The 26,283-nt window shown below is 45.5% G+C and carries 25 protein-coding genes; 15 read left to right on the top strand and 10 right to left on the bottom strand.

The window, feature by feature from the left end:
- Nucleotides 1–100: 100 nt before the first annotated feature.
- Both ACBR23_RS07165 and ACBR23_RS07160 read right to left on the bottom strand, forming a co-directional pair.
- On the bottom strand, nt 101–2,029 hold the full coding sequence (locus ACBR23_RS07165) for a hypothetical protein (RefSeq protein ID WP_371119238.1): 1,929 nt from the start codon (nt 2,027–2,029) through the stop codon (nt 101–103).
- A gap of 91 nt (nt 2,030–2,120) precedes the next feature.
- On the bottom strand, nt 2,121–3,452 hold the full coding sequence (locus tag ACBR23_RS07160; protein ID WP_371119237.1) for a glycosyltransferase family 4 protein: 1,332 nt from the start codon (nt 3,450–3,452) through the stop codon (nt 2,121–2,123).
- Nucleotides 3,453–3,636: 184 nt separating this feature from the next.
- Here ACBR23_RS07160 and ACBR23_RS07155 point away from each other — a divergent pair, with 184 nt between their 5' ends.
- The 3 genes from ACBR23_RS07155 to ACBR23_RS07145 all read left to right on the top strand — a co-directional run bounded on the left by ACBR23_RS07155 (nt 3,637) and on the right by ACBR23_RS07145 (nt 5,638).
- Nucleotides 3,637–4,107 carry a tetratricopeptide repeat protein gene (locus ACBR23_RS07155; protein ID WP_341736947.1) on the top strand — a complete coding sequence of 157 codons (471 nt, stop codon included), beginning with the start codon at nt 3,637–3,639 and terminating at the stop codon, nt 4,105–4,107.
- Between the two features lie 139 nt (nt 4,108–4,246).
- Complete coding sequence (locus ACBR23_RS07150; RefSeq protein ID WP_371119236.1) at nt 4,247–5,206, top strand: glycosyltransferase family 2 protein; 960 nt, start codon at nt 4,247–4,249, stop codon at nt 5,204–5,206.
- 180 nt (nt 5,207–5,386) lie between these two features.
- The gene (locus tag ACBR23_RS07145; RefSeq protein ID WP_371116826.1) at nt 5,387–5,638 is read left to right on the top strand and encodes a hypothetical protein; all 252 of its coding nucleotides are present in this window, start codon (nt 5,387–5,389) and stop codon (nt 5,636–5,638) included.
- Between the two features lie 64 nt (nt 5,639–5,702).
- On the opposite strand, the gene ACBR23_RS07140 is transcribed toward ACBR23_RS07145, so the two are convergent.
- The gene (locus tag ACBR23_RS07140) at nt 5,703–5,984 is read right to left on the bottom strand and encodes a putative quinol monooxygenase (protein WP_371116825.1); all 282 of its coding nucleotides are present in this window, start codon (nt 5,982–5,984) and stop codon (nt 5,703–5,705) included.
- 137 nt (nt 5,985–6,121) lie between these two features.
- Here ACBR23_RS07140 and ACBR23_RS07135 point away from each other — a divergent pair, with 137 nt between their 5' ends.
- Nucleotides 6,122–6,823, top strand: a complete 702-nt coding sequence (locus ACBR23_RS07135) for a diacylglycerol/polyprenol kinase family protein (protein WP_371116824.1) — start codon at nt 6,122–6,124, stop codon at nt 6,821–6,823.
- Between the two features lie 162 nt (nt 6,824–6,985).
- Here ACBR23_RS07135 and ACBR23_RS07130 read toward each other — a convergent pair whose 3' ends face one another.
- Nucleotides 6,986–7,132, bottom strand: coding sequence for an isochorismate synthase (locus ACBR23_RS07130; protein ID WP_340522099.1), 147 nt, complete (start codon nt 7,130–7,132; stop codon nt 6,986–6,988).
- 83 nt (nt 7,133–7,215) lie between these two features.
- On the opposite strand from ACBR23_RS07130, the gene ACBR23_RS07125 reads away from it, so the two are divergent.
- The 7 genes from ACBR23_RS07125 (at nt 7,216) to ACBR23_RS07095 (ending at nt 13,548) form a co-directional block, all read left to right on the top strand.
- Nucleotides 7,216–7,443 carry a hypothetical protein gene (locus tag ACBR23_RS07125; RefSeq protein ID WP_371119235.1) on the top strand — a complete coding sequence of 76 codons (228 nt, stop codon included), beginning with the start codon at nt 7,216–7,218 and terminating at the stop codon, nt 7,441–7,443.
- 120 nt (nt 7,444–7,563) lie between these two features.
- Nucleotides 7,564–8,976 carry a nicotinate phosphoribosyltransferase gene (locus tag ACBR23_RS07120; RefSeq protein ID WP_371116822.1) on the top strand — a complete coding sequence of 471 codons (1,413 nt, stop codon included), beginning with the start codon at nt 7,564–7,566 and terminating at the stop codon, nt 8,974–8,976.
- A gap of 82 nt (nt 8,977–9,058) precedes the next feature.
- On the top strand, nt 9,059–9,658 hold the full coding sequence (locus tag ACBR23_RS07115; protein ID WP_371116821.1) for a nicotinate-nucleotide adenylyltransferase: 600 nt from the start codon (nt 9,059–9,061) through the stop codon (nt 9,656–9,658).
- A complete protein-coding gene (locus ACBR23_RS07110) occupies nt 9,619–10,368 on the top strand; it encodes an NUDIX domain-containing protein (RefSeq protein ID WP_371116820.1) in 750 nt (249 codons plus the stop codon). Before ACBR23_RS07115 ends, ACBR23_RS07110 begins: the two co-directional genes overlap by 40 nt.
- Before the next feature lie 70 nt (nt 10,369–10,438).
- Complete coding sequence (locus tag ACBR23_RS07105) at nt 10,439–10,735, top strand: isochorismate lyase (protein ID WP_371116819.1); 297 nt, start codon at nt 10,439–10,441, stop codon at nt 10,733–10,735.
- Nucleotides 10,736–10,787: 52 nt separating this feature from the next.
- Complete coding sequence (locus ACBR23_RS07100; RefSeq protein WP_371119234.1) at nt 10,788–12,611, top strand: NAD+ synthase; 1,824 nt, start codon at nt 10,788–10,790, stop codon at nt 12,609–12,611.
- A gap of 7 nt (nt 12,612–12,618) precedes the next feature.
- On the top strand, nt 12,619–13,548 hold the full coding sequence (locus tag ACBR23_RS07095; RefSeq protein ID WP_371119233.1) for a DUF192 domain-containing protein: 930 nt from the start codon (nt 12,619–12,621) through the stop codon (nt 13,546–13,548).
- 45 nt (nt 13,549–13,593) lie between these two features.
- Here the strand turns inward: ACBR23_RS07095 and ACBR23_RS07090 are convergent, their stop codons facing one another.
- From ACBR23_RS07090 to gyrA, 5 genes are all read right to left on the bottom strand, one after another.
- Nucleotides 13,594–14,298 (bottom strand): DUF6658 family protein, encoded by a 705-nt coding sequence (locus tag ACBR23_RS07090; protein ID WP_371119232.1) that lies wholly within the window; start codon nt 14,296–14,298, stop codon nt 13,594–13,596.
- Nucleotides 14,299–14,659: 361 nt separating this feature from the next.
- Complete coding sequence (locus ACBR23_RS07085) at nt 14,660–17,281, bottom strand: CHAT domain-containing protein (RefSeq protein WP_371119231.1); 2,622 nt, start codon at nt 17,279–17,281, stop codon at nt 14,660–14,662.
- Complete coding sequence (locus tag ACBR23_RS07080) at nt 17,281–17,598, bottom strand: 4a-hydroxytetrahydrobiopterin dehydratase (protein WP_371116835.1); 318 nt, start codon at nt 17,596–17,598, stop codon at nt 17,281–17,283. The genes ACBR23_RS07085 and ACBR23_RS07080 overlap by 1 nt, the downstream gene beginning before the upstream one ends.
- 154 nt (nt 17,599–17,752) lie before the next feature.
- Nucleotides 17,753–18,400 carry a Uma2 family endonuclease gene (locus ACBR23_RS07075; RefSeq protein ID WP_371119230.1) on the bottom strand — a complete coding sequence of 216 codons (648 nt, stop codon included), beginning with the start codon at nt 18,398–18,400 and terminating at the stop codon, nt 17,753–17,755.
- A gap of 218 nt (nt 18,401–18,618) precedes the next feature.
- On the bottom strand, nt 18,619–21,312 hold the full coding sequence (gene gyrA, locus ACBR23_RS07070) for a DNA gyrase subunit A (RefSeq protein WP_371119229.1): 2,694 nt from the start codon (nt 21,310–21,312) through the stop codon (nt 18,619–18,621).
- Between the two features lie 255 nt (nt 21,313–21,567).
- Between gyrA and ACBR23_RS07065 the strand changes: the two genes are divergently transcribed.
- From ACBR23_RS07065 to ACBR23_RS07055, 3 genes are all read left to right on the top strand, one after another.
- Nucleotides 21,568–22,491, top strand: a complete 924-nt coding sequence (locus ACBR23_RS07065) for a histone deacetylase (protein ID WP_371119228.1) — start codon at nt 21,568–21,570, stop codon at nt 22,489–22,491.
- A gap of 344 nt (nt 22,492–22,835) precedes the next feature.
- Nucleotides 22,836–23,024, top strand: coding sequence for a hypothetical protein (locus ACBR23_RS07060; RefSeq protein WP_340518989.1), 189 nt, complete (start codon nt 22,836–22,838; stop codon nt 23,022–23,024).
- 446 nt (nt 23,025–23,470) lie between these two features.
- The gene (locus ACBR23_RS07055; RefSeq protein WP_371116810.1) at nt 23,471–24,493 is read left to right on the top strand and encodes an ATP-binding cassette domain-containing protein; all 1,023 of its coding nucleotides are present in this window, start codon (nt 23,471–23,473) and stop codon (nt 24,491–24,493) included.
- Between the two features lie 54 nt (nt 24,494–24,547).
- On the opposite strand, the gene ACBR23_RS07050 is transcribed toward ACBR23_RS07055, so the two are convergent.
- Complete coding sequence (locus ACBR23_RS07050) at nt 24,548–25,162, bottom strand: L,D-transpeptidase (protein ID WP_341736926.1); 615 nt, start codon at nt 25,160–25,162, stop codon at nt 24,548–24,550.
- Between the two features lie 201 nt (nt 25,163–25,363).
- Here ACBR23_RS07050 and ACBR23_RS07045 point away from each other — a divergent pair, with 201 nt between their 5' ends.
- Complete coding sequence (locus ACBR23_RS07045; protein WP_371116809.1) at nt 25,364–25,870, top strand: autotransporter; 507 nt, start codon at nt 25,364–25,366, stop codon at nt 25,868–25,870.
- Nucleotides 25,871–26,283: the final 413 nt, after the last annotated feature.

The raw sequence follows: 26,283 nt of genomic DNA, 5'->3' as shown, positions 1-26,283 counted from the left end.
AAGGGGAGAGTGGAAGAGTGGGAGAGGGGGAGAATTGATACTTCTGGCTTCTGGCTTCTGCCTTCTACCTTCTACCTTCTGTCTGCTATTTTTCATTAGCTTAAGAACCCTTCTCAACTGCTGCAAGCAAGCGTAGATTTCCGTCTTGAAGCTGCACAGCTTTCACTGTTCCCAAAGCGACTCTTTGTAGACCGTTATTCATCGCCACCTCAATTTTAATTTTCGGGTCGGCGAGTAAGCCAAGCCTGCCCCATAACCACTTGACTTGAGTAGCAGGAAAAGATTTGAGTTCCATATCTAAAAAGGGCGAACTAACCCAGCGGTTTCCGTCGTAGAAACTGGCGACCTGCACCTGATACCAAACTTGTTTTTCTGTCAATTTTAACTGATTTTTAGGTTCTGGTTCCATCCATTCATTGGGATTAATAGTGCTAAGTAAAGTAGCCGAACCCATAATTTGGCTTTTGTGCTGTTCTAAACTTTCAGCTAGGGAAACTGATTCGTCAAGTTTATTGACTAAATTCCGAATACGGTTCCTAGTTTCGCTGTCGGTATCTGATTGTTGATCGAGCCAATTCATCGCCTCGCGAGTTCCATCTTGAGCGGCGATGATGAGTGCGCCCCAAGCTTTGACATCCCCATCACTAGAATTCACTCTCAAAGCTGCGTCTACGCGATTCAAGAGTTTGCCATTGTCATTTTTGAGGGTTTTGGCAATTTCGTGACTGTTGCTAGGATCGGCTTCAAATACCTGCAAAGCCTCTCTCCAGCGACCGTCTATCAACTCTGCGAGAACTTGTTGACCGGGACTGGCCCAAGAGGCGATCGCCTGAGCCTTAGTAATTTTAGCATGAAATTCGATAGTATCTAGCTGAGCTTGGGCCAGAGTCGGCCAATTAGCACCGGCTTTTCCCTTAGCAATACGCATCACATTTAAAGCTGGAGACCACAGACCACTTTTGGCAAGTCGCAAACCATTTTTGTAGGTTTCGTCATTTAAAGCAAATTCTTCCAAAGAAATCGGGTTTAACTGAACAGGATTCGGGACAAATTTGCGCGGGCCAATTTGATAAAGAGTAAATTGGGGTTCCAAACCAACTGTTTGATCGATCGCCAATTGTGGAGACGAACCCTTAACAATTTGTTGCCAATTGGGCGGTTGTCCGGCGGCACTCACCCATTCCAAGAGCGAGATTAAATGATTTTGGCTGGGGTTGTAGCGAACCACCTGTCCGTAGGGAAGTTTTTTATCGCCCCGTACTAATTGACCGCTGACATTAAACCAAATTCCCGAAGTCGGTGCTTTGCCATTAAATCGGCGCAGTTCGGTTAAAGGTAGAGACTGATTCGAGCCAAGATTATCTGACTTGGAGTCAGCTAAAGAAGCGAGTACAAAAGATTCTGCTGGACCTTCTACATTCACGGAACTGGTTAGTTGAAAATACTCGACTTTATCTGAATCTCGATCGGGAAGTTGCACGCGCTTGTATACGCGAAGTTCGACAATTTGACGACAAGGATTTTTGCAGGATGTTGTGGCGTTAACAGTCCTTTCCACCATCACAGGTAAGAGTAAATCAGAAATCGAAGAATCAGTGGAGTTATTGATAGGAAGTGGCAGAGGTTCTCCGGTGACAAATCCCAATTTACGGATGCTAGCTTGAATTTGATCGAGAGTTTGAATAGAATCTCTGGTGGCGAGGGGAAGCCGAGACCATTCCGGCACAAATTTAGCGATCAACTTGTTACCGTTGGGATCGACAATCAGTTGATAACTCAGCCATGCGCCGCCGCCCATCAAAGCAGCGAAGCCACACAACACGCTGAGGGCTGTGAAATTAGCGATCAGTCTTTTCCAGGGATATCTGGCGACGGATGTTGGGGTAGGAGTTTTTGATTTGGGGGTTTTAGATGGAGATTCTGGAGAATTTTGGGTGCGTCGGGCTTGGCGGCGGCGTCTGGTGGGGGGAACTTTGGCATTTTCTGGGGGTTTGGCTCGATTTTTGGAGGGGTTAATTTTGTGTTCCATCGTGAAATTTTAGGATTTAGATTTTAGAATTTATGTTTAAAATTGCCATAGACATGGCCCATAATTATTGTGGAACAGGTCTTACAGTCTTTTAAGAACAGGCTTTTGGCGAGATGTCTAATAGTCGATCGTATTGCCGACCTATGGTATCCCAGGTGTATTGGGTTTCGATGTGCGATCGGGCATTTTGAGACAATTCGTGTCTTAGGTGTGGATTTTCAAACAAAGTGCTAATCGCTTCAACATACTCCTGAACTTCATTAGCGCGCAAGGCCAAGATCGGTTGTGACTCACCGCCGATGGCTAAACCTTCCAAACCTCGATCGCTTGCAACAATGGGTGTTCCAGCAGCCATCGCCTCCAAAGTTTTATTTTTTATCCCCAAACCAATTCGCATCGGGACTACACAAACAGTAGCCTGATGCAAATATTCTGCCACCTTTTGGACTCTGCCTAGAACTTGAATTCCTGGTAGTTTCCCCAAAGCCAAGACGGAGGGTACTGGGGAAGTTCCGACTAAGGTGAGGGTAGTATCGGGATAGCGTTGCTGTAGGATTGGTAAGATCTCCAAGCTCAAAAATCTGGCTGCGTCTATGTTGGGCAAATTGTTCATCGCCCCTGCAAAGATTAAGGTGTGTCCTCCCGGATCGATCGCCCGATGGGGAAATTCGACTAAATCAACTCCGTTGGGAATTACCTCAATGGTTGGCATTGAGAAATAGTCTATTCTTTTTTCCATGTTTCTAGGCGACAACAATTGGAGAAGTAGTTGCTTGTCTGTGGATGTGGTCGCCACAATGCGAGAGAATTTGGCACAGTAGCGTTTTTCATAGCGGGCTAGGAGGGGTAAATTGAGTCGATCGCGCAGGGGGTTTTCTGATGTGCCTGTTTCTAAAATTTGCTTACAAGTTCCCCAAACTGAACTGTGAATATTTACGACTGTCAGGAGTTTTTGTCGCCACTGTGGACGGACGTAAATCTCGTTAACGCTGTGTTCGCAAGTAATAGCATCGCACTTCCCTGCTGTGACTAACTCATCTACCCAATTCTGCATTGCTGGCGAGTAGCTTGAGAGTACATTGGGAGGTATCCCGGATTGCAAAAATCCAGCAAATCTGCCTAGTTTTCCGACGATTGCATAGAATCCCCCCTCAGTCCCCCCCCAACTTCGGGGGGGTAGTCTTAGCCCCCCCTTGGTAAGGGGGGGTTGGGGGGGTATTTGGGAGTTGGGAAAAACGGCTAATTCTGCAACTTGCTGGCGCAATTCGTGAATTTGTGCATCGGTGACATCGGGCGATCGCAGTGTTCCGAGAATTACATGATGCCGCCGACTCAAATATTTTAATAAATGAAATGTCCTTACCTGAGTTCCTCCGCGGCTTGGGGGATAGGGAAAAGTGGAGGAAAGCATTAAAATCTGCATGGGATGTTCTACAAACAGGACTTAGGCAAAAATCCGTTTTCTGAGCCTAACTATGTCATTTTAGGTGGATGACGATGGCTAGGAACCTTGTATTTAGGTTGATAGTGCATCCACTACTCATAAATAAAGTTACCGCCAAGCGATAAGATTGATTAATAAAACCTGTTTAACAATTTTCGCACCTATGGACGAATTATCTGTTAAGGCGCTGCTGGAAGACTTGAAAAACTCCGACGAAAGGGTACGCGATCGCGCGACTACAGAACTCTGGCGCTGTTGGTTTCACCAGAAGGGAGAGTACGGGATGCAAATTCTCAGGCGATCGCAAGTTTCCCTGGATGCGGGTGATGTTCGCCACGCTTTAGATTTGTTAACCAAACTGATTTCTCAAGAACCTGATTTTGCGGAAGCTTGGAATCGGCGCGCCGTACTTCACTATACCCAAGGAAATTATAAAAAGTCGCTCCAGGACTGCTCCATGGTCCTCAAACTCAACCCAATTCATTTTGGAGCTTTGCACGGGCGGGGTTTGTGCTACGCTGCTTTGGGAGAATACATAAATGCAATTCAAGCTTTTCGTCGCGCTTTAGAAATTCAACCTTTTGCGTTGGTCAATCAAAAGTTAATTTTGGAATGTACGGCTCGTTTGAGTTAAAATACCTTAACCTAAAATGTGATAGCAACCTTCTCGGCGGTTAGGATATTCTGAATCAATGAAACTATGACAGTGGCTGCGTTTTCCTTCTTCCTTCTTCCTTCTTCCTTCTTCCTTCTTCCTTCTGCTATATAAGTTTGTGCCCAAAATTAGCGTTTGTATTCCTACTTACAATCGAGTGCATTTGCTGGCTGGTGCGATCGCCAGCGTGCTAGCTCAAACTTATACAGATTTTGAATTAATTGTCTGCGATGACGGTTCTACTGACAGCACAGCGCTGTTAATGTCGGAATTTGTAGATGAAGGGATTAGCTACATTCGTCACCCGCATCATATCGGTAAAAGCAATAATATGCGATCGGGCTTTGCGGCGCATCGGGGTGAATATTTTATTAAATTTGACGATGACGATCGCCTGAGTCCACAATTTTTGGAACGGACATCTGCTATTTTAGATAAAGACCCCAGCATTGATTTTGTGAGTACGGATCACTGGGTGATTGACATTAATAATCACATTGATGAAATCCAGACTAAACTGAATTCGCAAAGATGGGGCCGCAGTTCGTTGTTGGCGGGAATTATTGAAGATTTGTTGACCACGGTTTTTGTGAAACAAAGTTTGCAAATAGGGGCAACTTTATTTCGCCGGACTGCGTTGGAAGAGGTAGGGTTTCTGCGGCCAAATTGGCAAAATTGTGAAGATAACGATTTGTTTGTCAGACTTGCTATCGCTGGAAAAAGATGCTATTATTTGCCGGAACTTTTGATGGAATATCGATTCCATGCCGCACAGCAAGGGAGCGATCGGGCTATTCCCTATTTGACTGATAAATTGCGCTATTTGACTGGTTATGAGTTTGATGCGGAAAAGTTGGAATCTGTCAGGCTCAGAAGGATTGCAGAAACTCAATTAGCGCTGGGTTTGCGGCTGATTGAGGTGGGTGAAACTCAGAAAGGGCGGGGGATGGTGCGGGCCGGAAAGTCGGTTTCAGCGGCGAAAATGTGGGCTGGTTTGGGGCTGTCGCTGTTGCCTATGAAGTTGCGGGGAAGGGCTTTTGAGATTGTGCGAAATTTGGTGAATAGTGCTGAATTCTGAATTTTAATATTAAGTTCGGTTCAATTGAGATATTACACCATTCTCATGAACAGGCAAGATGCCTGTTCCACAAGCTCTCATAACTCTGAAGTTTACTTAATGAAAACATTCGGTGTCTAATTATGTTATGATGTTGATAGACTAAAGCTAAGGTCTGTAGTTTGAATAGGATAAATCGCCATGCAGATACCAGAAAATCCCAGCAATGATGACATCAGAGAATCATTGATTCAGCTCAGGGCAGGATTAATTGAACTAGGTCAGAAAGTCGATCGCCTGGAATACAAGTTTGACGCATATCAGAAAGGGACTGATGGTATGGTGAGGATGGCTACGACTATTATTATTGCTACTGCTTCCGTCGTTGTTTTGTCTAGCCTTAGTCCCGCAGTAACAGCCATAGTGACAGCATTGTCAGCAGGAAACGGATAGTAATAATTAGGCATCAAATCCCTTGCATTATGTTGAGATTACACAGAGGCGATCGCCAGCTATTTCACAATACCCCTGACTCTAATTGGTCTAAATATATAAATTCAGGAGCTTTAACTCCCGCTTCCTCTCTAATTTTTACCAGTTTAGGCGACTCAAAAAATGCCCTAGCATCTGCGATTGATGTCCAGGCGGAGAAATGAACAATTTTGTTGGGTTCATTTTCATATTTCAAGACTTGATACGATCGCTCTCCAGCTTCTTTTCGGATAATTGCAGCACGATCGAATACCTCTTTCCAGGCTTCATAATTTTCTACTTCGTGAATAATTAATACATACTGCATAGCAATCACATCCCGATCGACTAGCTAGACTTTACCACGATGGGGACTACTTAAGCACTTAAAGAAGTCGGGAATCTAATACCGCGTTTTACGTTTAAAGTAGTAAACAGTGCTTTATCTAAATTTCCCCTAATATCGTGTCTATAGTTGCTGAAATTCCGACTGTGTGGTTGCAAATTTCCCTCGTAGGGATTTGGTTGGGCTTGATTTTACTGGTGGCTGAAGGGTTAAATCGCTTTACTTCCGTCGATCCAGAAGTTTCCCGGAAGGTGGTGCACATCGGTACGGGGAATGTGATTTTGTTGGCTTGGTGGCTGGAAATACCTGGTTGGGTGGGAATAACGGCGGGAATTTTAGCCGCTGCGATCGCCCTAATTTCCTACCAAGTGCCGATTTTACCTAGTCTCAACAGTATAAATCGGCAAAGTTGGGGTACTTTTTTTTATGCTGTTACTATCAGCATTCTGGTGGCTTGGTTTTGGCCACTGCAACATCAGGAATATGCTGCTTTGGGCATTTTGGTGATGACTTGGGGGGACGGATTGGCGGCTGTCATCGGGCAGAAATACGGCCAGCATATTTATCGAGTTTGGGGAATTAAGAAAAGTTGGGAAGGTTCTGCAACTATGTATGTGGTGAGTTTTGTTGTCAGTAGTTTAATTTTGCTGGCGGTGCAAGGAAATGTTTGGCAAACTTGGGCGGTATCTGCGGTTGTGGCTGTAGTTGCTGCTAGTTTGGAGTCGGTTTCTAAGTGGGGAGTGGACAATTTGACAGTGCCGCTAGGGAGTGCGGCGATCGCCTTTTTCTTAAATCAGTTTTGGGTAATTGGTAATTTGTAATTAATCATTAGTTACAACCCCGAATTATTTAAAAATTCGGGGTTCTGGATGTAGTGATTAAAAATTACCGTTGTTGTTCGAGTTGTGTGAGGCGATCGCCTATCTGCCGTTACACAGAGGGTTTTTGCCGATCGCGAGGGAAACTCCCTAAATGATCGTTGATTATTCCCGTTTAGAGCTTTTGGAAGACTTACCCTCAAAAGGTTGAACTCCACTATTGGGATAGTTGTCATCGCTGGGGCTAAAAAGTCGCAAAGCTGCTTCTGAAACGTAACGCATTGCGTTTGTCAAAGACTTAGAAAGATTCATAAAATTCGCCTCTCTCGTCTGGGTTCTGATACTTTATACATTACTCTGATTTTTTGCCTGGGGATTGCTTTAGCAATATTTATTTGAATTACTTATTAGTCCGCAACTATCGCAGCAAGCTGAAGGAAGAAGAACCCCCCCCAGCCCCCCCCAAGGGGGGAAGGAAGAAGTCGCCTCCTTGGGCGGAAGGAAGAAGTCGCCATCCCAGTTTTTTGGTCAAAAACCCGGTTGCGGGGCTCTCATTGACAAACTGCTGGATAATTTTTATTAATCTTACCATAACACTCATCGGTCAATCCACAGGCAATTAGGCATCACAGAGTTATAAAAAGGAAATTTTCAGACATAAATTTAAAATCTTAATCAAAAATTTATATAAAATATGGTGTGAGTCACTATAATTAACCAAAGGAGTTTGCCGGGGTTCTACCATGAAAACTGCCACAGAAAGCTTGCAGCATCAAAGTTTTGACCAAATCCAAGAAGACCAAGAACTGTGTCTTTCCTCTGAAGATTACAGCTTATTGACCGACCTCTACCAGCTAACGATGACGGCTTGTTACGTCGGGGAAGGGATCGACGGGCGAGTCGCGAGTTTTGAATTATTCGCGCGGCGCTTACCAGAAGGTTTTGGCTATGCGATCGCCATGGGCTTGGCTCAAGTTCTCGATTATCTAGAGAAATTTCAGTTTTCAGCCTCGCAAATAGCGGCTTTGCAGTCCACTGGGATTTTTGCTGATGCCCCCGATCGATTCTGGACTCTACTCGCCACAGCCCGCTTTACTGGCGATGTCTGGGCGGTGCCGGAGGGGACGGCGGTATTTGCCAATGAGCCACTGCTACGAATCGAGGCTCCTCTGTGGCAGGCTCAGTTGGTGGAAACTTATTTGCTCAATGTCATAAATTATCAAACTTTGATTGCGACGCGATCGGCCAGATTGCGCGATGTGGCTGGCCCTGATGCTAAGTTGCTGGAATTTGGGACACGCAGGGCTTTTGGCCCTCAAGCTGCTGTGTGGGCGGCTAGGGCGGCCCTGGCTGCGGGGATTGATGGGACTTCTAATGTTTTGGCTGCTTTGAGGTTGGGGCGCAAACCAGTCGGTACAATGGCTCATGCTTTGGTGATGGCTGTCAGTGCTCTCGAAGGTAGTGAAGAGCAGGCGTTTACGGCGTTTCACCGCTATTTTCCCGGTGCGCCGTTGTTAATCGATACCTATGATACTGTGGCGGCGGCGCGCTTGTTGGCCGATCGCGTCAACAGCGGTGAAATAGTGTTGGAAGGTGTGCGGCTGGATTCTGGGGATTTGGTGAAATTGTCGCGGGAAGTGCGATCGATCCTGCCGGGAGTTCCAATTATTGCCAGCGGCGATCTGGACGAGGCGGAAATTGCTAAATTAAAAAATGCCGGCGCTTGCATTGACGGGTACGGTTTGGGAACGAAGTTGGTGAGCGGTTCCCCTGTCAATGGTGTTTATAAATTGGTGGAAATTGACGGAATTCCAGTGATGAAGGAGGCAAGTGGCAAAGTGACATATCCGGGACGGAAGCAAATTTTTAGACAGATTAAAGATGGGCAAATTCTCGGAGATTGTTTGGGATTGTCTGAGGAAAAACCTCAGAATTATGATGCTTCCATAACATTAATGAAGTTGGTTGTCAAGGAAGGAAAACGATTGTATGGTCAAGAAAGTTTAGAGGCGATCGCGAAACGCACTGCGGCTTCTGTCGCCAGTCTGCCCCCTGCAACTCGCCAACTAAATAACCCGATTTCGCCACCTGTAGAAATTTCTACCGATTTGCAAAATCTCACCAATAAAACACGACAAATAACAAATAACAAATAACCAATTCCCCATTCCCCATTCCCAATCCCCAATTCCCAATTCCCAATTCCCAATTCCCCATTCCCCAATCCCCAATTCCCCAATGAAAAGAATTGCCTTGTTTGGAACCAGCGCCGATCCGCCTACTGCCGGACACAAAACTATCCTTAATTGGCTGGCTCAGCATTTTGACTGGGTAGCAGTTTGGGCATCGGACAATCCTTTTAAATCTCACCAAACTTCTCTGGAACATCGATCGGCAATGCTGCTGTTAATGATTCAAGAAATTAATTCGCCCCAGCAAAATCTTTGTTTATATCCAGAACTCAGCAGTCCAAGGACGCTAGAAACTGTAGCACGGGCAAAATCAATGTGGGGAAGTGCCGAGTTTACCCTAGTAATAGGTTCAGATTTAGTGGAACAATTGCCTCGCTGGTATCAAGTTGAAGATTTGTTAAAACAAGTGCAATTGCTAGTAGTACCACGACCTAATTATCCACCACAAGAGTTAGATTTGTGGCAGTTGAGACGAAGGGGTGCGGATGTGGCGATCGCCTGTTTGAATGCTCCCGATGTTTCTTCAACATCCTATCGGGAAACAGGAGACACAGAAGCCCTAACTCCTACCATCGAAGATTATATTAATAGGGAGCATTTATACGCATGGCACGAGGCACAAAGAAGAGCGAAGGTTGCTCATTAGCTGACTTTAAAGTCGGAGTAGATAATGTTATTTTCTCCGTTGATACCGTACAAAATCGCTTGTTGGTGCTGTTAGTAATGCGCCATGACGAACCTTTTATCGATTTTTGGAGTCTTCCAGGTACTCTGGTGCGCCATGGGGAATCTCTGGAGAATGCAGCTTATCGGATTTTGTCGGAAAAAATTCGGGTGAAAAACTTGTATTTGGAGCAATTGTATACTTTTGGACAACCGGGGCGCGACCCCAGGGAATTCACCAGAGGCGATCGTTATCTTTCTGTCAGTTACTTTGCTTTAGTTCGCTTGGAAGAAGCTGAATTAATTGCTGGGAGTGTGGTTGCTGGTGCCGGCAACCGTGTCAGTGGCATTGCTTGGTATCCTGTGGAACAAGTTCCTAAGTTGGCCTTCGATCACAATCAAATTCTCGAATACGGATACCGGCGCTTGCGGAATAAACTGGAATATAGTCCCGTGGCTTTTGAAGTCTTGCCCGAACTTTTCACTTTAAGCGATTTGTATCAACTTTATACTACTATTTTGGGGGACAATTTTTCAGATTATTCTAATTTTCGCGCCCGATTATTGAAACTAGGTTTTTTGTGCGATACCGGTGTAAAAGTTTCGCGGGGGGCCGGTCGTCCTGCGAGTTTGTATCGCTTCGATCCGGCAGCTTTTGCCCCTTTAAAGGATAAACCTCTGGTATTTATTTAATTGTTTACAGGATGACATTAGATGATAAATTTAGTAAGATGACAGTATAAAAAATTCAGGAGTACAGGCGATGAAAGCCCCAGATGAGTGCGCGAATATTCTGGAAGTTCGCGAAGAAATCGATCGAATCGATCGGAAAGTCATCGATGCTTTGAGCAAGAGATTTGAATACGTCATTGCGGCGGCTAGGTTCAAAACCAGTGAAGCCAGTGTTAAAGCGCCCGATCGCTTTTATGCTATGTTACAACAGCGGCGTGAATGGGCCCAGGAAGCGGGTTTGAATGCTGATGTGGTGGAAAAGCTCTATCGGGATTTGGTCAATCATTTCATTGAAGAAGAGATGAAGCATTACAAGTCTGATTCGTGAGTAATCCTTCTTCCTTCTTGCTTCTTCCTTCTAGATTAGGTAATTTGGTAATATGAAAATTGCGATCGCACAACTAAATCCTACTATTGGTGATATTTTTGGCAATGCCAACTTGATTCTGGAATCTGCAAAAAAGGCTGCGGGTGAAGGAGCAAATCTATTGCTAACACCGGAACTTTCTCTGATAGGTTATCCACCACGAGATTTGTTGATGAACCCTAGTTTTATTGCCGCGGCTGGGGATAAGTTGCAGCAATTAGCCCAGGAGTTACCAGGGGAGTTGGCAGTGATAGTCGGCACTGCTATCCCGAATCCTAACGCTGTGAAAGCAGGCGGAAAATCCTTGTTTAATTGTGCTGTTTTGTTGGCAAATGGTAGCATCCAAAAAGTTTTTAATAAACGTTTGTTGCCTACCTATGATGTATTTGATGAAGATCGGTATTTTGAACCGGGAACCCAAAGCGATTTTTTTAAGTTAGGTAACATTAAAATTGGGATTACCGTCTGCGAGGATGTGTGGAACAATGAGGAGTTTTGGGGGAAACGCAGTTACGCGGGTGAACCTTTTTTGGATTTGGTCAAAGCTGGTGTGGATTTAGTGTTGAATTTGTCGGCATCGCCTTATGCTGCGGGAAAGCGGGGAGTGCGATCGTCTATGTTGCAACATAGCGTAATTCGCTCAGGTATACCCATTGTTTATGCTAATCAGGTGGGGGGAAATGATGATATTATTTTTGATGGTAGCAGTTTTTGTATCAACAGAAACGGTGAATTAATTCAGGTACTAGCTTCTTTTAAAACTGATTTTGGGGTGATTGAATATGACGAAGCTAAACGGGATTTAGTGGACATTACCTCGCAAAATCCTACAGAAGTTAAGCGTGCCACTTTAAATTTTTCTCCGCAGGTTGGGGATGCAGAAATTTGGGCTGCTTTGGTTTTAGGGGTACGAGATTATGTTCGTAAGTGTGGTTTTTCTAAGGTTGTATTGGGCTTGAGTGGCGGGATTGATTCGGCTTTGGTGGCTGCGATTGCTAGTTATGCGATCGGACCCCAAAATGTGTTGGCCGTTCTCATGCCTTCTCCCTATAGTTCCGATCATTCTGTGAATGATGCTTTGGAATTAGCTAAAAATTTGGGCATTGGGATGGAAATGTTGCCCATCGCTGATTTGATGAAAGCTTACGATCGCACTTTAGCTAATTTGTTTGCCGATACCCCTTTTGGCATTGCTGAGGAAAATATTCAATCCCGAATTCGCGGCAATCTGTTGATGGCAATTTCTAATAAGTTTGGCCATTTGCTGCTTTCTACTGGTAATAAATCGGAAATGGCGGTGGGTTACTGTACTCTCTATGGCGATATGAATGGCGGATTGGCCGTGATTTCTGATGTGCCCAAAACTCGCGTTTATTCCCTTTGTCACTGGCTGAATGCTGGGGGAATTGGGAAGGGGAAAGATGAGGCGGAGCCTCTAGATCTGCGTTACCAGGCTGAGCCTGGGAACGAGTCTGTAGGGGCGGTGCCCCCGTGCCCGCCCTCTCCGTCCCCGTCCCCGCCCCTTGGCCGGGAGATAATTCCTGGTAATATTATTAGTAAACCGCCTAGTGCTGAACTGAAACCGGGACAAATTGACCAAGATTCTTTGCCTGCTTATGATATTTTGGATGACATCTTGGAGCGATGGATCGAAAATCATGAATCTGTGAAACAAATTGTGGCGGCGGGACACGATGAAGCGGTGGTTGCGCGTATACTAAAATTAGTGCGACAGGCGGAATTTAAACGGCGACAAGCGCCTCCGGGTTTGAAAATTAGCGATCGCGCTTTTGGTACTGGTTGGCGAATGCCCATCGCCAAAGCTTCCTTTTATTAAATAGAAAATGGCTAATATCGAAGGTACTTTCGGCTTTGATTTTCTTCTGGGAAGTCCCAACAGCGATCTGATTAGAGGATTGGCGGGTAATGACACAATTCAAGGTTTAGGGGGAAATGACCTGCTTTTTGGCGATCGGGAAAATGATTGGCTCGCCGGAAATGAAGGCGCTGATACCATCGCGGGAGGGCAGGGAACCGATACCATCTATGGAGGACAAGGAGATGATGTCATTAATGGCGATCGGGGCCAAGATTTGCTAATCGGTGGTGAAGGCAAAGATATCTTGACAGGTGGTGCGGGGGATGATTTATTTGTGATGGAAATAACCGCTGCTCCATCGAGTCTAGATAGAGCCGATTTAATTACCGATTTTGGCAACGGAAATGATAAAATTGTCTTGACAGATGGCATGAAGTTTAGCGACTTAGATATCTCTGTTTCCGATAACCAAACTGTGATGAAAGATCAAAAGACTGGCAAATATTTAGGAGCTTTTGCGGAAATAGTTAATTTATCACAATCCAACTTTATATCGCTGTTTGGGGGGATTGATGTGGGTCAGATTTTGCCAATTTCTGTTAATACTAACATCGGCGATCGCGCGATCGGATTGGAAGTGGCCCAAACTCCCCAAGAACAACAAATTGGTCTGATGTTTCGCACAGAATTGCCGGAAGACAGGGGAATGTTGTTCCCCATTGAACCGGCGCGAAATGTACGTTTTTGGATGAAAAATGTATTTATTGAACTGGATATGATTTTTTTGCGGGGAGGGGTAGTGCAGGCGATAATTCCGAATGTGCCTCCCTGTTTAACTGAAAACTGCCCCAACTACGGCCCGGATGTTCCTGTTGATGCAGTGATGGAACTCCGAGGAGGAAGGGCAGCCCAATTAGGGTTGAAAGTGGGCGATCGTCTTCCCAATCTACCCTAAATAAACATCGACAATCACCTGATGGTGCAATCAGAATTGATATGATTAGTCGATCGCATCAACCGCTCTTTCAGCAGCTCGCTGAGTTCTATCAATATCTCGGTTCACTTTAGAGCTAACCTTGTCCGAGACATCATCAGCGTTAGACTTTACAGTCTCCACAGCATCTTTGACATTTTCCTTGCCTTGTTTGAGGTTGTATTGAAGGGCATCCTTACCCTCTGCTACTCTGTCTTTTGCCCCTTCAGTGGCCTCTTTAACCACTTCTTTTGCTCCCTTCACACCATCGCGAGTATTTTCTTTAAGGTTAGCCATGTTTTTTTTGGTGTTTTTCCCAAACTCATCTAAATTCTCCTGAGCACTGCGAACATCGTCATTCAATTTGTTGCCAATGTCCTTGAGTTTATCAGGGCCTTCATCTGCCACCCGTCGGACATTTTCACCCACATTGCTGCTAGCTTTAGTATCGATGCGGCGCTGTGCTTCATCCTTCAGCATCTTGGCTTGTGCTTCTACTTTTGTCATGTTGGCATTTCTGGGATCGACATCGCTATATTGGTTCTGCCCACCTTTATATTCAGAAGTTACAGCCTCGGAAGGAACTTCTTCTCTAAGTTTGTCGGCAGTCTTTCCTGCAATCACATCCGTGCCACTACAAGCAGTGCTAACGAACACTAAAAGGCCCGCCATAAACACTGTTAACAACTGTCCCAATCGAATTTTTTTGATAAACGCAGTTAGTCTGTTCATAAAAAATGCTCCTTGCATACTATGGTTGATGTATTGAAATGTCTGTGGTTTGGTAAATGGCTAGCATTACAAAATCAGGAATTTCAATACTCTTTCAGCATACGAATAAAAATAGGACTTGTTTATCTATCTCAAGTTACATTTCTCAAGTGTTTAGTGGGCGAAGGAAGAAGGAAGAAGGAAGAAGAACCCCCCCCTGCCCCCCCCAAGGGGGGAAGGAATAAGGAAGCAGAAGCCCCCCAAGGGGGGAAGGAATAAGGAAGAAGGAAGAAGAACCCCCCTGCCCCTGCCTCCCCCAAGGGGGGAAGGAAGAAGGAAGAAGGAAGAATATTTATAACCAATAACCAATAACCAATAACATTTACCAAGGACTACCAATCATTGTGAAAGCCGCCCAATAATAGGGATGAGCCAGATTGCGATCGCCCATATTTGCCAATTCCGCAGGCAGCGACGTACCAGCCCTCGTTCCCTGAGCCAACGACACAGCAGACAATCCCCGCAATACCCCCTGCTCAATACGGACATCACCCCTCAGCATCGCAATCTGTGCTTGTCTGAGGGCTTCTGCTTTAATTGGAGCTGTTTTCAATTGCTGATAAAACTCACTCATCAAAGCCAAAGTACCTTCATCTGAAACATACCACAAACTTGCCAAAGCTGACTTAACTCCCGCTTGAAATGCCAAACCCGCAAAACCCAATTCCGTTTGTTCATCTCCCAAGGCGGTGCGACAAGCAGAAAGCACCAATAACTCGACTGGCGGATTATTCCATCCTAACTGCCGCAGTTGATTTAATTGCAACTTCGAGTCCCAAAGTTGAATAAAAGAATCGCTGGCTGCACCTGGTTGAAATTCGCCGTGAGTCGCTAAATGAATAATTTGATAAGGCTTTTGATTGCGTTGGGATTGCAAATTTTTTAGGGTAAATTGCTCGTTTAAAAAAGATTTGCCAGGCCACAAATCTGCAATATTCGCTAATTCCACAGGGACTGCTGGCAGGGGAGATAGCTTAGTAAATTGAGCGGCTCCCATAGCCAAAACCGAGGCATTTTTCAGCGATTGATAGCGAGTATCCGTGAGGGAAAGTGTGGGAATCTGACTGAGGGAATATTTTTCGACTAAGAACTGTTTTCCGTCGTAAAGAGCAGCCAAAGGAAGACTTCGCAAACCTGTATCCAGCGAAAACAGCAGCGTATTGATGCCTTGAGTTTGCAAATCAGTTTCTAAAGGTGCAATTAGCCAATCGTAAATTTTCCGAGCCGACTTTTTGTAGCTGGTGGTGTTTCGCTTCTGAGGATTGGATATTTCTTGTCTGAATTCTTTGGCTAATGTTAGCATGGTTTGGCGATCGGCTTCAGGGACAGTTTTTCGCAGTGCCGAACCATCGGGCATGAATAGGAGCAATTCTAAGCGATCGGCAAATAAGTTAACATAAATAATTGCCGATTGCTTTCCGGTTTGAGAGGCAATTTTCCCCAAGCTTTCCCGCAGATTTTCGGCCCCCATTGATTGATTATTCAGACTATCGCCAAAATAAGCGACATATCGATCGGCACGATTTTGCTCGATAGACAATAAGTAATTGATGTTAGAAATAGCAGCAAGATTCCCCGGAGGATTTGCCCCTCTGATGGGAATTTCCATTTTGCCACCCGGAATATTACCCTTCACTCCGGGAGGTGGCATAGTGTTATTTCCTGGTTTTGGTAGCGGCGGACTACCCCCAATTCCGGGACTAGCAAATAACTGTATATTATTAGGTGGTGGCGGTGGTGGACTGTTAAGATTAATCGGTCTATTAATATTAGAATTACGACTAATATCATTAAACAAAGCAACTTGGGGAGGTGCTCCCTGTGGCGGCAAGTTGTCCACTTTCAGGATGGTACTAGCACCACCCAAACTTGGAGGTAGGGAATTTCCAGAAACATTAATATTGGGATTGACCAAAATGCGATCGCCCCCCACAGGCATTATACTCACCTTAGTATCATTGGGCAACCCATTTAAATTCCCAATATTCGGCAATATTATAGGTATTTTAAGTGCCTCTAGGTTATTTTGTGGCAAACCCATTGCCGGAATATTTCTGATATTAGCATCCGTCAACTCTACAGTGCCGTCGCTATTGACATTAACCCCTGTAGCATGAGTTTTTTCACTTCTACCTGTCAGCAATTCAGGCAGACTTGCCACCGACTTTACGTTGTTATCATCTTTTGCCCGATTAGTATCGGGATTCAACCCATCTATACTTACTTCTAAACTCAGTAAATGTCCCGTTTGAGCGATCCGAACCACACTCTCATTCGGTACTGAAACAATGTTAATTTTACCTCCTGATGCCGACAATTCACCTGTATTAATGACATTGCCACCCAGCAAAGTTAAACTTTCCCCCGGATTCACCGTCAAATTTCCACGATTAACAATATTTGCAGGTTCGATTGCTGAAAAAATAAAATTGCTGGGAGTTCCTACCAAATTAGCATAATTATTAGAGCCGATCGCCCTAAACGCATTTTCCCCAAAACCAATGCTATTAGCTGTAGTAGCAGTAAAGGATGCAGGCACGTTGAGCTGAGCATTAGCACCAAAAACAATCCCCGCAGGATTCATCAAAAATAAATTGGAATTCCCCCCCGTTACTTGAATCAAACCATTAATGACTGAAGCATCTCCCCCGACTATTCGCGCTAAAATATTTTGAATAGCTGGATTAGATAAAAAATTAGCAGTTTGAGTTTCCGTCAATCCAAATTGCTGAAAACTGTGGAAAAGATTAGCCCCATCTCCAGACAATTTACCACCGCCGATATCGATGCGATTTCCTTTGGTGTTGACGGTAGTACCCGTGCCGTCATTGGCGGGAGTAATAGATTGTCCAAAAGCGCTATTTTTCCCGAATAAAAAACAAATTGATAAAATTAAAAACAGCTTTTTTACTTGAGATTTTGCGGTTTGGTGCAGTAAATTCATTATCCAGAACCTTCTACGACTAAACAAACATTTCCCGGCATCCACTCCCTGACTAATTTAGAGATAGTCTCAGCAAGCTCGAAGTCTTGTCGTGTCAACCCTCCTGCATCGTGAGTTGTAAGACTAATTGTAACGCGGTTATAGCTAATTAAAATATCTGGATGGTGGGCGGCTTTTTCTGCGGGTGAAATCAGGCAATTGACAAAACTAACAGCCTGGACAAAATTTTTAAATTCGTGAGTATATTTAATAGTTTGACCCTCTCTCTTCCAGTTGGGCAAAGCTTGCAAGCGCTGAGAAATTTCTGATTCAGTCAAGGGTTTTACCTTGCTATTTTCTGCGGTTTGTGCTAAGTATTGACCAATCCTAGACTCGCCCACAACTGTGGCCATTGTTGGTGATATTCCGATTGTTGCCAGGGCGAAACTAATGCAGAAGACAGAAGTCCTCACTACAAACCTATTCATATTTTTATTGCCTAACTTCTTCAAAAAACCAGCTACCTACCTCTGTATGATCTGTCTGGCGGCTGCGTCGCAAGCCTTCTTCCATTAAAGCAAATTTTAGCCCCGGTAAAACTTCTGATTCTGTTAGGCGCGCGCTTCCCCGGTTAGCAATTATTTTAAAAGCAATAATTTGGGCTTTTTGTACGTCTACAACCCAATATTCAGAAACTCCTAATTCTTCATAAAGCATTCTTTTGGTTCCCAAGTCGTCCAGCAGAGAGCTATCCGCAATTTCGATCGCCAAATCTGGTGCAACTGCGCTATCCAAATTCACGACTGAACTCCCGCGAGGTGTAGATTGTACCCGTTCTCCGATGTAGTAAGAAGCGTCTGGTTGAGCTTCTCTGACATCGGTTTTGCGGTAGCTACAGTTAACCAGTAGTCTCATTTTTATACCTTTAGCCATCCCAAATAGATTGATTAAGATGACGATGATTCCATTGTCATCAGCATGATCCGGCCCTACTGCTGCCATTTCAATTTTCAACTGTCCATTGTAGTAATAACATTTTACTTGTTTGTACTGCGGCTGCTTTAGGATTTCTATATATTCATCCCAAGTCGCTGTAACCCAGCTATCAGTTATAAATTTTGCTTGTAGTTGATTCATCATTACCTCAGCGAAAAAAATCTTTGAGTTGTGACTCAAGACTTGTAATATCAAATCCGTTGACATCGGAATTATTATTTCTCTCTTATCTTTCTCTGTGTCCTCTGTGTTCTAGTAAGGTTTAATCATTCCAATATAACAAGCGCCATCGAGGTACAGCAAGAGTGACATTGGTTCCCAGGCTCTTCCTGGGAACCAGTTACCCTCAGAACAATTAACCTTTACTCTTCTGTCGCTTCCTCAGATTCCGAATCTTCGATCGACCCTTCACCCGCAGGCGGCACTAAAGCCACAGCGACGATCGAATCATCGTCATCCAAGCGCTGCACCCGCACTCCCGTTGCGGTTCGAGATTGTGTGGAAATTGCACTCACCGCCTGACGGATGATAATTCCTCGGTTAGTAATAATCATCAACTCATCGGTTTCGTTAACAATTCGCAGTGCCGCTACCCGATCCTTAGCCTTTTTGGACTTAAATTTAGTAGCAGTCAATCCTTTCCCAGCACGTCTTTGGAGGCGGAATTGAGAAACAGGAACCCGCTTCCCATAACCATTGGTAGTAATTACCAACACTGATGGAACTATGCTGTTATCTGTGGGAATTTCTTCGAGGATTTCGCCTTCTGTTTCCTCAGTTTGCTGTTCTAACTCTTCCTCTTCCACTTCCGCCACATTCGCCTCTTCAAATTCCGATTCTTCAGTGTCTAATTGAGCAATATTTGCCCCCTCAAATTCTGATTCTTCGGTTTCTAATTCCGCAATTTCGGCAACAATTGAACTTGGCAAAATGTCCATGCTGATCAACTCATCGCCCGATCGCAATTTCATTGATTTCACACCCCTAGTAGCGCGTCCAGTAGGTCGCAACTGTTCGTGATTGGTGCGGAAATGAATTGCCATGCCTTGCCGCGTGCCGATGATAATGCTGTCACCAACTTTTGCTCTCCGTACCCACCGCAGTTGGTCGCCTTCTTCTAGAGAAATAGCGATTAAACCGTTTGTTCGGATATTGGCAAAAGCGGAAAGCGCAGTTTTTTTGATGTAGCCACTGCGAGTTAGCATTACCAAGTATTCCTCGGTGCTGAATTCTGTTACAGACACCATAGAAGTGATTTTTTCTTCCATGGGAATCGGCAGTAGTTGTAGCACGGGCATTCCGCGCGCTGTCCGAGAACTGACGGGGATTTGATAAGCTTTGACAGAGTAAACTACGCCTCTGTCACTGAAGAACAAAACGCTGTCGTGATCGCAACAGGAAAGGAAATGTTCTACTCCGTCATCTTCTTTCATTTTCGTGCCTGCTTTGCCGCGAGTAGCGCGACTTTGGGCCTCGAAAGTGCTGACGGGCATCCGTTTGATGTAGCCTTGTTCGGTGATCAGAATGATTGCTTGTTCGTTAGCAATGAGATCTCTTTCATCGATTTCTCCTTCGGCGTGTTCGATGACTGTGCGCCGTGGAGTGGCTATTTTGGTTTTGATTTCGACTGCTTCGACTTCGGCGATTTCTAGAATCCGTTCCCGTCTTGCTAGAATATCTTCCAAGTCAGAAATTTTCGCCCGCAGTTCTTCATGTTCTTGTTGAATTTTTTGCGCTTCTAAGGCTGTCAAACGTCGCAGTTGCATTTGCAAAATTGCGTCTGATTGCTGCTCGGAAAGACCGTAGTTATCAATCAATTCTTGTTTCGCTGCTGCGGAGTCAGGAGCGCGACGAATTAGCTGAATAATGCCATCTAAGTTGTCGAGAGCAATTAACAAGCCTTGCAGTAGATGGTCGCGTTCTTCTGCTTTGCGGAGTTCGTATTGAGTCCGACGAGTAATGGTCTCAATGCGGAAGTCTAGGAAGACATTCAGGAATTGGGAGAGCGAAAGTAGTTGGGGTTCCCCATTTACTAGCGCTAACATATTGGCTCCAAAATTGGATTGGAGTGGTGTTTGTTTGTAGAGGTTGTTGAGGACGACGCGGGGATAGGCATCGCGTTTGAGTTCGATGACAACGCGCATTCCGTCTCTGTCGCTTTCGTCGCGAATGTCGGAAATTCCCTCTAATCTTTTGTCGTTTACCAGTTCGGCAATTTTTTCAATTAGGGCCGCCTTGTTTGTTTGGTAAGGCAGTTCGGTGATAATAATTGCTTCTTTGTCTGGGCGGCCGACGTGTTCGATGGTTTCAATGCTGGCGACTCCCCGCATGGTGATGGAACCGCGGCCGGTGGTGTAGGCTTCCCGAATGGTGGCTTTCCCTAAAATTTGACCTCCGGTGGGAAAGTCCGGGCCGGGGATGTATTGCATCAATTCCAGGTCGGTAATTTCTGGATTGTGAATCAGGGCTACTAAACCGTCAATGATTTCGCCTAAATTGTGTGGCGGAATGTTGGTAGCCATTCCCACAGCGATTCCCGATGAACCGTTGAGCAAAATTTGGGGAATCCTGGCTGGGAGTACCAGGGGTTCTTGCTGGGAACCGTCGAAGTTGTCCCCGAAATCCACTGTTTCGCAGTCAATATCGCGCAGCATGGCGTCGTGAGTCAGCGCGGTGAGGCGACACTCGGTGTAACGCATGGCTGCGGCGGGGTCGTTGTCTACCGATCCGAAATTGCCGTGACCGTTGATTAGGCGTTCCCGCATGGAGAAATCTTGAGCCATCCGCACCAAGGCGTCATAAACTGCGGTGTCTCCGTGGGGGTGATACTTACCCAGCACCTCCCCCACGACACGGGCGCATTTGCGGAAGGGTCGATCGGGTGTCAAGCCCAATTCGTTCATGGCGTAGAGAATGCGTCGGTGAACGGGCTTGAGACCGTCCCTAGCATCTGGTAGTGCCCGACCGACAATTACGCTCATGGCGTATTCCAAGTACGATCGGGACATCTCATTACCCAGATCCGTCGGGATTATCCGCGACTCAGAGGTGCTCATAGGTTAAAAAACTCCGTTAAAAATTTTAATTTGACCGCTAGAAATCCAAAAAATGCGATAAAATCGGTTTGGATTCAGTAGAGTTGCCAAATAGTGCAAATTACTATTGAAATTATATCACAATTAGCCTTAGAGAATATGGGAAAATAGCCAGAAAAATTAAGAGGATTGTTGTTTAATAAAACTGGCTGCTTTGTGAACACGAAAAAATAGTCTAAAATCTGAAATCTCAAATCTAAAACCTAAAATCTGCTGATGCTACCCGTCATCTATTCCGACGATTTTTTACTGCACAAGACTGGAATGCTTCACCCAGAGCGACCAGAACGTTTAACGGCGATCGTCAATGCTCTGAAAGCTGCTCCCTGGGCGGCTCAAATTGAATGGCAACTGCCCACGCCAGTCTCCGACCACGAGCAGAAATTGTTATCGGAGATCAGAAAAGTTCACGCCCTAGGATACATCAGGGAAGTGGAACATCTGGCTCATCGTGGAGGTGGCTACCTCGATGGAGATACGCCGATTTCTGCGGAAAGTTACGATGTGGCGATGCTGGCTGTGAGTGCTTGGCTGGATGGGGTCGATCGAGTGTGGGCTGGGGGCGAACCGACTTTTGTCCTGGCCAGGCCACCTGGACACCATGCTGAGAGAGACCGGGCGATGGGATTTTGCTTGTTTTCCAATGCTGCGATCGCCGCGAATTACGCCCTCAAACAGGAGGGAATTAACCGCGTCGCCATCCTCGACTGGGACGTACACCACGGTAACGGCACTCAATCTTTGGTGGAAAACTGCCGACAAATTGCCTACTGTTCCCTCCATCAATCTCCATGCTATCCGGGAACCGGAGAAGCCGATGAGCGCGGGGGCTACGACAACGTACTGAATATTCCCCTGTATCCCGGTGGCGGCATGGGGGAATACCTTGCGGCTTTTGAATCTCAAGTTATACCGTTTTTGTCAAAATTTGAGCCGGATTTGTTGATTGTCAGCGCTGGCTACGACGCGACTGCGGCCGATCCCTTGGCAAGTATGAACCTGACACCCTCAGACTATGCGACTTTCACGGGATATTGTCTGCAACTGACCAGACGTATCCTCTTTGGTTTGGAAGGAGGTTACGCCCTGAAGGATTTGGCTGAGTCGGTAGTTGCTACCATGGAGCGATGTCTTCATTAGCCGGAAAATCCGATGTCTGGAACATGAGGTTGAGCAAGCCTTAGAGACTGACGATAGGGCGAATTTGTCAGGGGCAAGAACTGCTAAGGAAGAAAGTTGAGAGGTGCGATCGCTCCCATTCTCCTCTTCCCTGTTCCCTGTTGTGGGCAAACAGTGACCACCATCACCTAATTGCAAGATTCAAGTCACTTGGTGCCCATGTATCGGTCACAGATTATTAGCGCAAAAATCACACTTTGTCAATGTTTAGGATCACCTAAATCTCCAGTCAAACAGACCATAATAGAATTAAACTGAGTATGGGGAATCTTTCCATGCTTAAATCAATTCAAAGGGTTAATACCATGACAGTATCTCAAATGACACTCGAAGAGTTGTTTGGTCAAGTGATGTTCTCCAGCGTCGTTACTCGCCACGAGCGGAGACAACTGAGATCCGTACTTTTAGAAAGAACGCTCAACGATGATGAGTATGCCATCATCAACAGACTTCTCTACAATGTGCGCCGCGGCTGGGTGAAAATTATCGATTAAGTCGCTACGGTCATACTGTTCTAGCAGAATTAGACCTAAGAGTCTGCGTAGACTGAAATTTTTGGGATATCTATTTTTTATGGAAAAGTTAATTTTTTGACTTCTCTTTTTGAGATAGGTGGTTATGGAGGAGAATCGCCATCGATGACATCAGCCTTAAGATAGAGATTCTTTTGAAATAACAGGTAGTGGGTGCATATTTACTTCTACTAGAATTGAAAAATTAATAGGACGAAGATTCATTAAAAAAATAAGCTTAAATTAAAAAAATAAAATTTTACCAAGTTGTCAAGAGAAGGCTATTGTGCTAATATAACCAGGAGCGAAAACAGCCTTGGTAAAAATTAAACTAAAATTTTTCAATGGTTCCAGAGCCAAACATTCGGGCAATTTGAGCGCGGAAGTGTCAAAATATTAAAAAGAAGTTAATCTAATCCCCAAAATATATGGCTCCCGCCGTTTTAATTGAAAATCTTCAGAAACGCTACGGCAATGTAGAAGCCGTTAAAGATGTTTCCTTCAAGGTAGAACAGGGGGAAATATTTGGTTTGCTAGGCCCCAACGGTGCTGGCAAAACCACCACCCTGCGCGTACTTTGTACTTTGACAGCGCCAGATAGCGGACGTATTGAGGTGTCTGGTATTTCTGCTGTCAGTCAGCCGAGAATTGCTAGACAGAGACTGGGCTATGTGGCTCAAGAAGTGGCTCTGGATAAGGTGTTGACGGGCAGGGAACTCCTGCAATTGCAAGCAGCGCTTTATCATTTGCCCCGCCATACCATTAAAGGGCGGATTGATAAAATGGTCAAACTCCTCGGTTTGGAGGAGTGGGAAAATAAAAAGACGGGTACTTATTCCGGCGGGATTCGCAAGCGTTTGGATTTGGCTGCTGGATTGCTACACCAGCCGGATGTTTTGGTGTTGGACGAACCGACTGTGGGGCTCGATATTGAAAGTCGGGTGGTGGTGTGGGATTTCCTGCGTCGCTTGCGGGATGAGGGTACGACGGTTTTGATTACGAGTCACTATCTGGAAGAAGTGGATGCTTTGGCCGATCGCGTGGCGATTATTGACAAAGGGACGGTGATTGCTGAGGGGACACCTCTGGAGTTGAAAAATCGGGTTGGGGGCGATCGGGTGACTTTGCGAATTCGGGAGTTTTCGCCCATCGAAGAAGCCGAAACAGCCAAAACTGTGATGGCATCTTTGCCTTTTGTGCAAGAAGTAATTGTCAACCAGGCTCAAGGAAATTCTCTGAATTTAGTAGTAACACCCCACAGCGAGGCGCTGGTGACAATTCAGCAAGCTTTGAAAGATCTGGGATTGCCTATTTTTGGGATTGCTCAATCTCGGCCGAGTTTGGATGATGTGTATTTGGCGGCGACTGGTAAGACGCTGTTGGATGCGGAGTTGGCTGCTGCTAGTAATCGGGATTTGAAGGCTGAGCAAAAACAGGCGATGCGATCGTAAATTAAATATCTCTAAAAAATCCTGCCGGTTCAAGACAGGCTTTTTTAGAGATACCTAATGCTCAACAATCACCGACGTTCCCACTTCTACCTTCTCAAATAAAGCCTGGGCGTCTTTATCAAACATTCTCACACAACCATGAGAAGCCGCCCGCCCGATCGACTCTGGATTAGGAGTACCATGAAAACCAATCACATTCTTACCATCAGTCCAAAACCCAATCCACCTACTCCCCAAAGGATTGTCCGCCCCCGCAGGAACAAGTTCCCCAGTCCAAGGATGCTCCCAAACAGGATCTTTGATCATTTGCAAAACTTTAAAATTGCCCGTAGGAGTTTCCCAGCCACCTTTTCCCACAGCCACGGGGAAGCTGGCTTGCACCTTATTTTCTCGGTAAACATAGACGCGGCGTTCTCGCAATCTTAGCACCAAGCGCACTTCCTCAATGGGAGTTACCGGAGGTTTTGGTTCCTGGGGAATATAGCGAGATGCTTCTGGCAATGCCGGTAATTCTGGTATTGCGATATTGGGCAATTTCACCTGGGATGTTGGTGACTCCGAGGCGATCGCACTATGATTAAAATTAGCCCTAGCTTCTGCAACAGAAAGCGCGACCACACTCAAACTCAACAGAATTAACTTACTCAACAAAGATTTGCTGTTCACCATGTTGTTTTTCGCTAAACTCCTCATCAGCAGTGTCCACGAACTTTAGATCTCAAATTATGCCCAACCAGCTCGATTATAATCTTTTTTGAAATTCTCAAAAATTTACTACTGGGGGGATTAAACTGGATTAGGTCTAAAGGTGGGGACTTTCGCACAGCGAAAGCAACCCCAACCCCCAATAGCAATTAATGTGAGGTTTCAATGCGTCTTCAGAACATCAAATTATTGACCAGTGCCACCCTGTCGGTGGTAGTTTCTGCATTATCAGTGCATCCAGCGATGGCTAACCCTGCAACTCTCATCGCGCAAACCCAGAGCACCAGAACAGCCAACACAGAAAGCATCACAGGTATTGTCAAAAGTATTGTCGGCGACATCATCACCATTCGCCCGGAAAATGAGCGATACAGGACTCTGAGGATTCAAAAATGCGTCCTGAAAATTACCGGCCTCGTACCAGGAATGAAAGTCAAAGCCATGTTCCGAGGCTCTCAGGTAGAAAATATCATGGTCCTCTCCAAGTATAAAGTGATAGCTTCACCAGTTGCTACCACCACCACTCCCCGCGTAGAAGCGCCACCGGCTCCAGAACCAGCCCCCATTCAACCAGCTCGTCCCGCTCCCCGCGTCCAACCCCCAACTCCTCCCCGTCCAGTACCCCCGCCAGCTCCCCGTCCAGCCCCACGTCCCGTGAGAGGACTTTGGTAGACTTACCTTTGTAGACAGAATTAAGCCACCGCCCTAAACGGTGGCTTCGCTTTTTCCTAGGAATTGCCATCTGGCTTCTAGGGAAGCCGAAGTGTGATATCAATTCCGGTTGTATGGGAATGATGTAACCGCGAAGGCGCTAAGGACGCGAAGGAAGAGAAGAGAGAGTTTAATGCAGGACGATGAAGCTCAAGCCCATGTCTAAAGGCAGGGGTTTGCCTGGGGTTCTTCAGTGATAATAGGATTTTCGAGCATTAGTGTGATATCAATTCCGGTTGTATCGGAATGATTTAACCGCGAAGGCGCGAAGGACGCGAAGGAAGAGAAGAGAGAGTTTAATACAGCACGATGAAGAGAGGATTTTATCTGAAAACCATCACCAGCTCAAGCCCATGTCTAAAGGCAGGGGTTTG

This window comes from Microcoleus sp., from assembly GCF_041354475.1.
Taxonomy (GTDB): Bacteria; Cyanobacteriota; Cyanobacteriia; order Cyanobacteriales; family Microcoleaceae; genus Microcoleus.
This window is presented reverse-complemented; position numbering and strand designations above follow the sequence as displayed.

Excerpts from the sequence above, each read along its gene's own strand:
- ACBR23_RS07100 (WP_371119234.1), top strand. The coding sequence starts at position 10,788 with ATGAAAATTGCGATCGCACAACTAAATCCTACTATTGGTGATATTTTT.
- ACBR23_RS07085 (WP_371119231.1), bottom strand. The coding sequence starts at position 17,281 with ATGAATTTACTGCACCAAACCGCAAAATCTCAAGTAAAAAAGCTGTTT.
- ACBR23_RS07055 (WP_371116810.1), top strand. The coding sequence starts at position 23,471 with ATGGCTCCCGCCGTTTTAATTGAAAATCTTCAGAAACGCTACGGCAAT.
- ACBR23_RS07130 (WP_340522099.1), bottom strand. The coding sequence starts at position 7,132 with ATGAATCTTTCTAAGTCTTTGACAAACGCAATGCGTTACGTTTCAGAA.
- ACBR23_RS07155 (WP_341736947.1), top strand. The coding sequence starts at position 3,637 with ATGGACGAATTATCTGTTAAGGCGCTGCTGGAAGACTTGAAAAACTCC.
- ACBR23_RS07095 (WP_371119233.1), top strand. The coding sequence starts at position 12,619 with ATGGCTAATATCGAAGGTACTTTCGGCTTTGATTTTCTTCTGGGAAGT.
- ACBR23_RS07050 (WP_341736926.1), bottom strand. The coding sequence starts at position 25,162 with ATGGTGAACAGCAAATCTTTGTTGAGTAAGTTAATTCTGTTGAGTTTG.
- ACBR23_RS07115 (WP_371116821.1), top strand. The coding sequence starts at position 9,059 with ATGAAAAGAATTGCCTTGTTTGGAACCAGCGCCGATCCGCCTACTGCC.
- ACBR23_RS07090 (WP_371119232.1), bottom strand. The coding sequence starts at position 14,298 with ATGAACAGACTAACTGCGTTTATCAAAAAAATTCGATTGGGACAGTTG.
- ACBR23_RS07110 (WP_371116820.1), top strand. The coding sequence starts at position 9,619 with ATGGCACGAGGCACAAAGAAGAGCGAAGGTTGCTCATTAGCTGACTTT.
- ACBR23_RS07045 (WP_371116809.1), top strand. The coding sequence starts at position 25,364 with ATGCGTCTTCAGAACATCAAATTATTGACCAGTGCCACCCTGTCGGTG.
- ACBR23_RS07075 (WP_371119230.1), bottom strand. The coding sequence starts at position 18,400 with ATGATGAATCAACTACAAGCAAAATTTATAACTGATAGCTGGGTTACA.
- ACBR23_RS07060 (WP_340518989.1), top strand. The coding sequence starts at position 22,836 with ATGACAGTATCTCAAATGACACTCGAAGAGTTGTTTGGTCAAGTGATG.
- gyrA (WP_371119229.1), bottom strand. The coding sequence starts at position 21,312 with ATGAGCACCTCTGAGTCGCGGATAATCCCGACGGATCTGGGTAATGAG.
- ACBR23_RS07065 (WP_371119228.1), top strand. The coding sequence starts at position 21,568 with ATGCTACCCGTCATCTATTCCGACGATTTTTTACTGCACAAGACTGGA.
- ACBR23_RS07165 (WP_371119238.1), bottom strand. The coding sequence starts at position 2,029 with ATGGAACACAAAATTAACCCCTCCAAAAATCGAGCCAAACCCCCAGAA.
- ACBR23_RS07140 (WP_371116825.1), bottom strand. The coding sequence starts at position 5,984 with ATGCAGTATGTATTAATTATTCACGAAGTAGAAAATTATGAAGCCTGG.
- ACBR23_RS07160 (WP_371119237.1), bottom strand. The coding sequence starts at position 3,452 with ATGCAGATTTTAATGCTTTCCTCCACTTTTCCCTATCCCCCAAGCCGC.
- ACBR23_RS07105 (WP_371116819.1), top strand. The coding sequence starts at position 10,439 with ATGAAAGCCCCAGATGAGTGCGCGAATATTCTGGAAGTTCGCGAAGAA.
- ACBR23_RS07120 (WP_371116822.1), top strand. The coding sequence starts at position 7,564 with ATGAAAACTGCCACAGAAAGCTTGCAGCATCAAAGTTTTGACCAAATC.
- ACBR23_RS07145 (WP_371116826.1), top strand. The coding sequence starts at position 5,387 with ATGCAGATACCAGAAAATCCCAGCAATGATGACATCAGAGAATCATTG.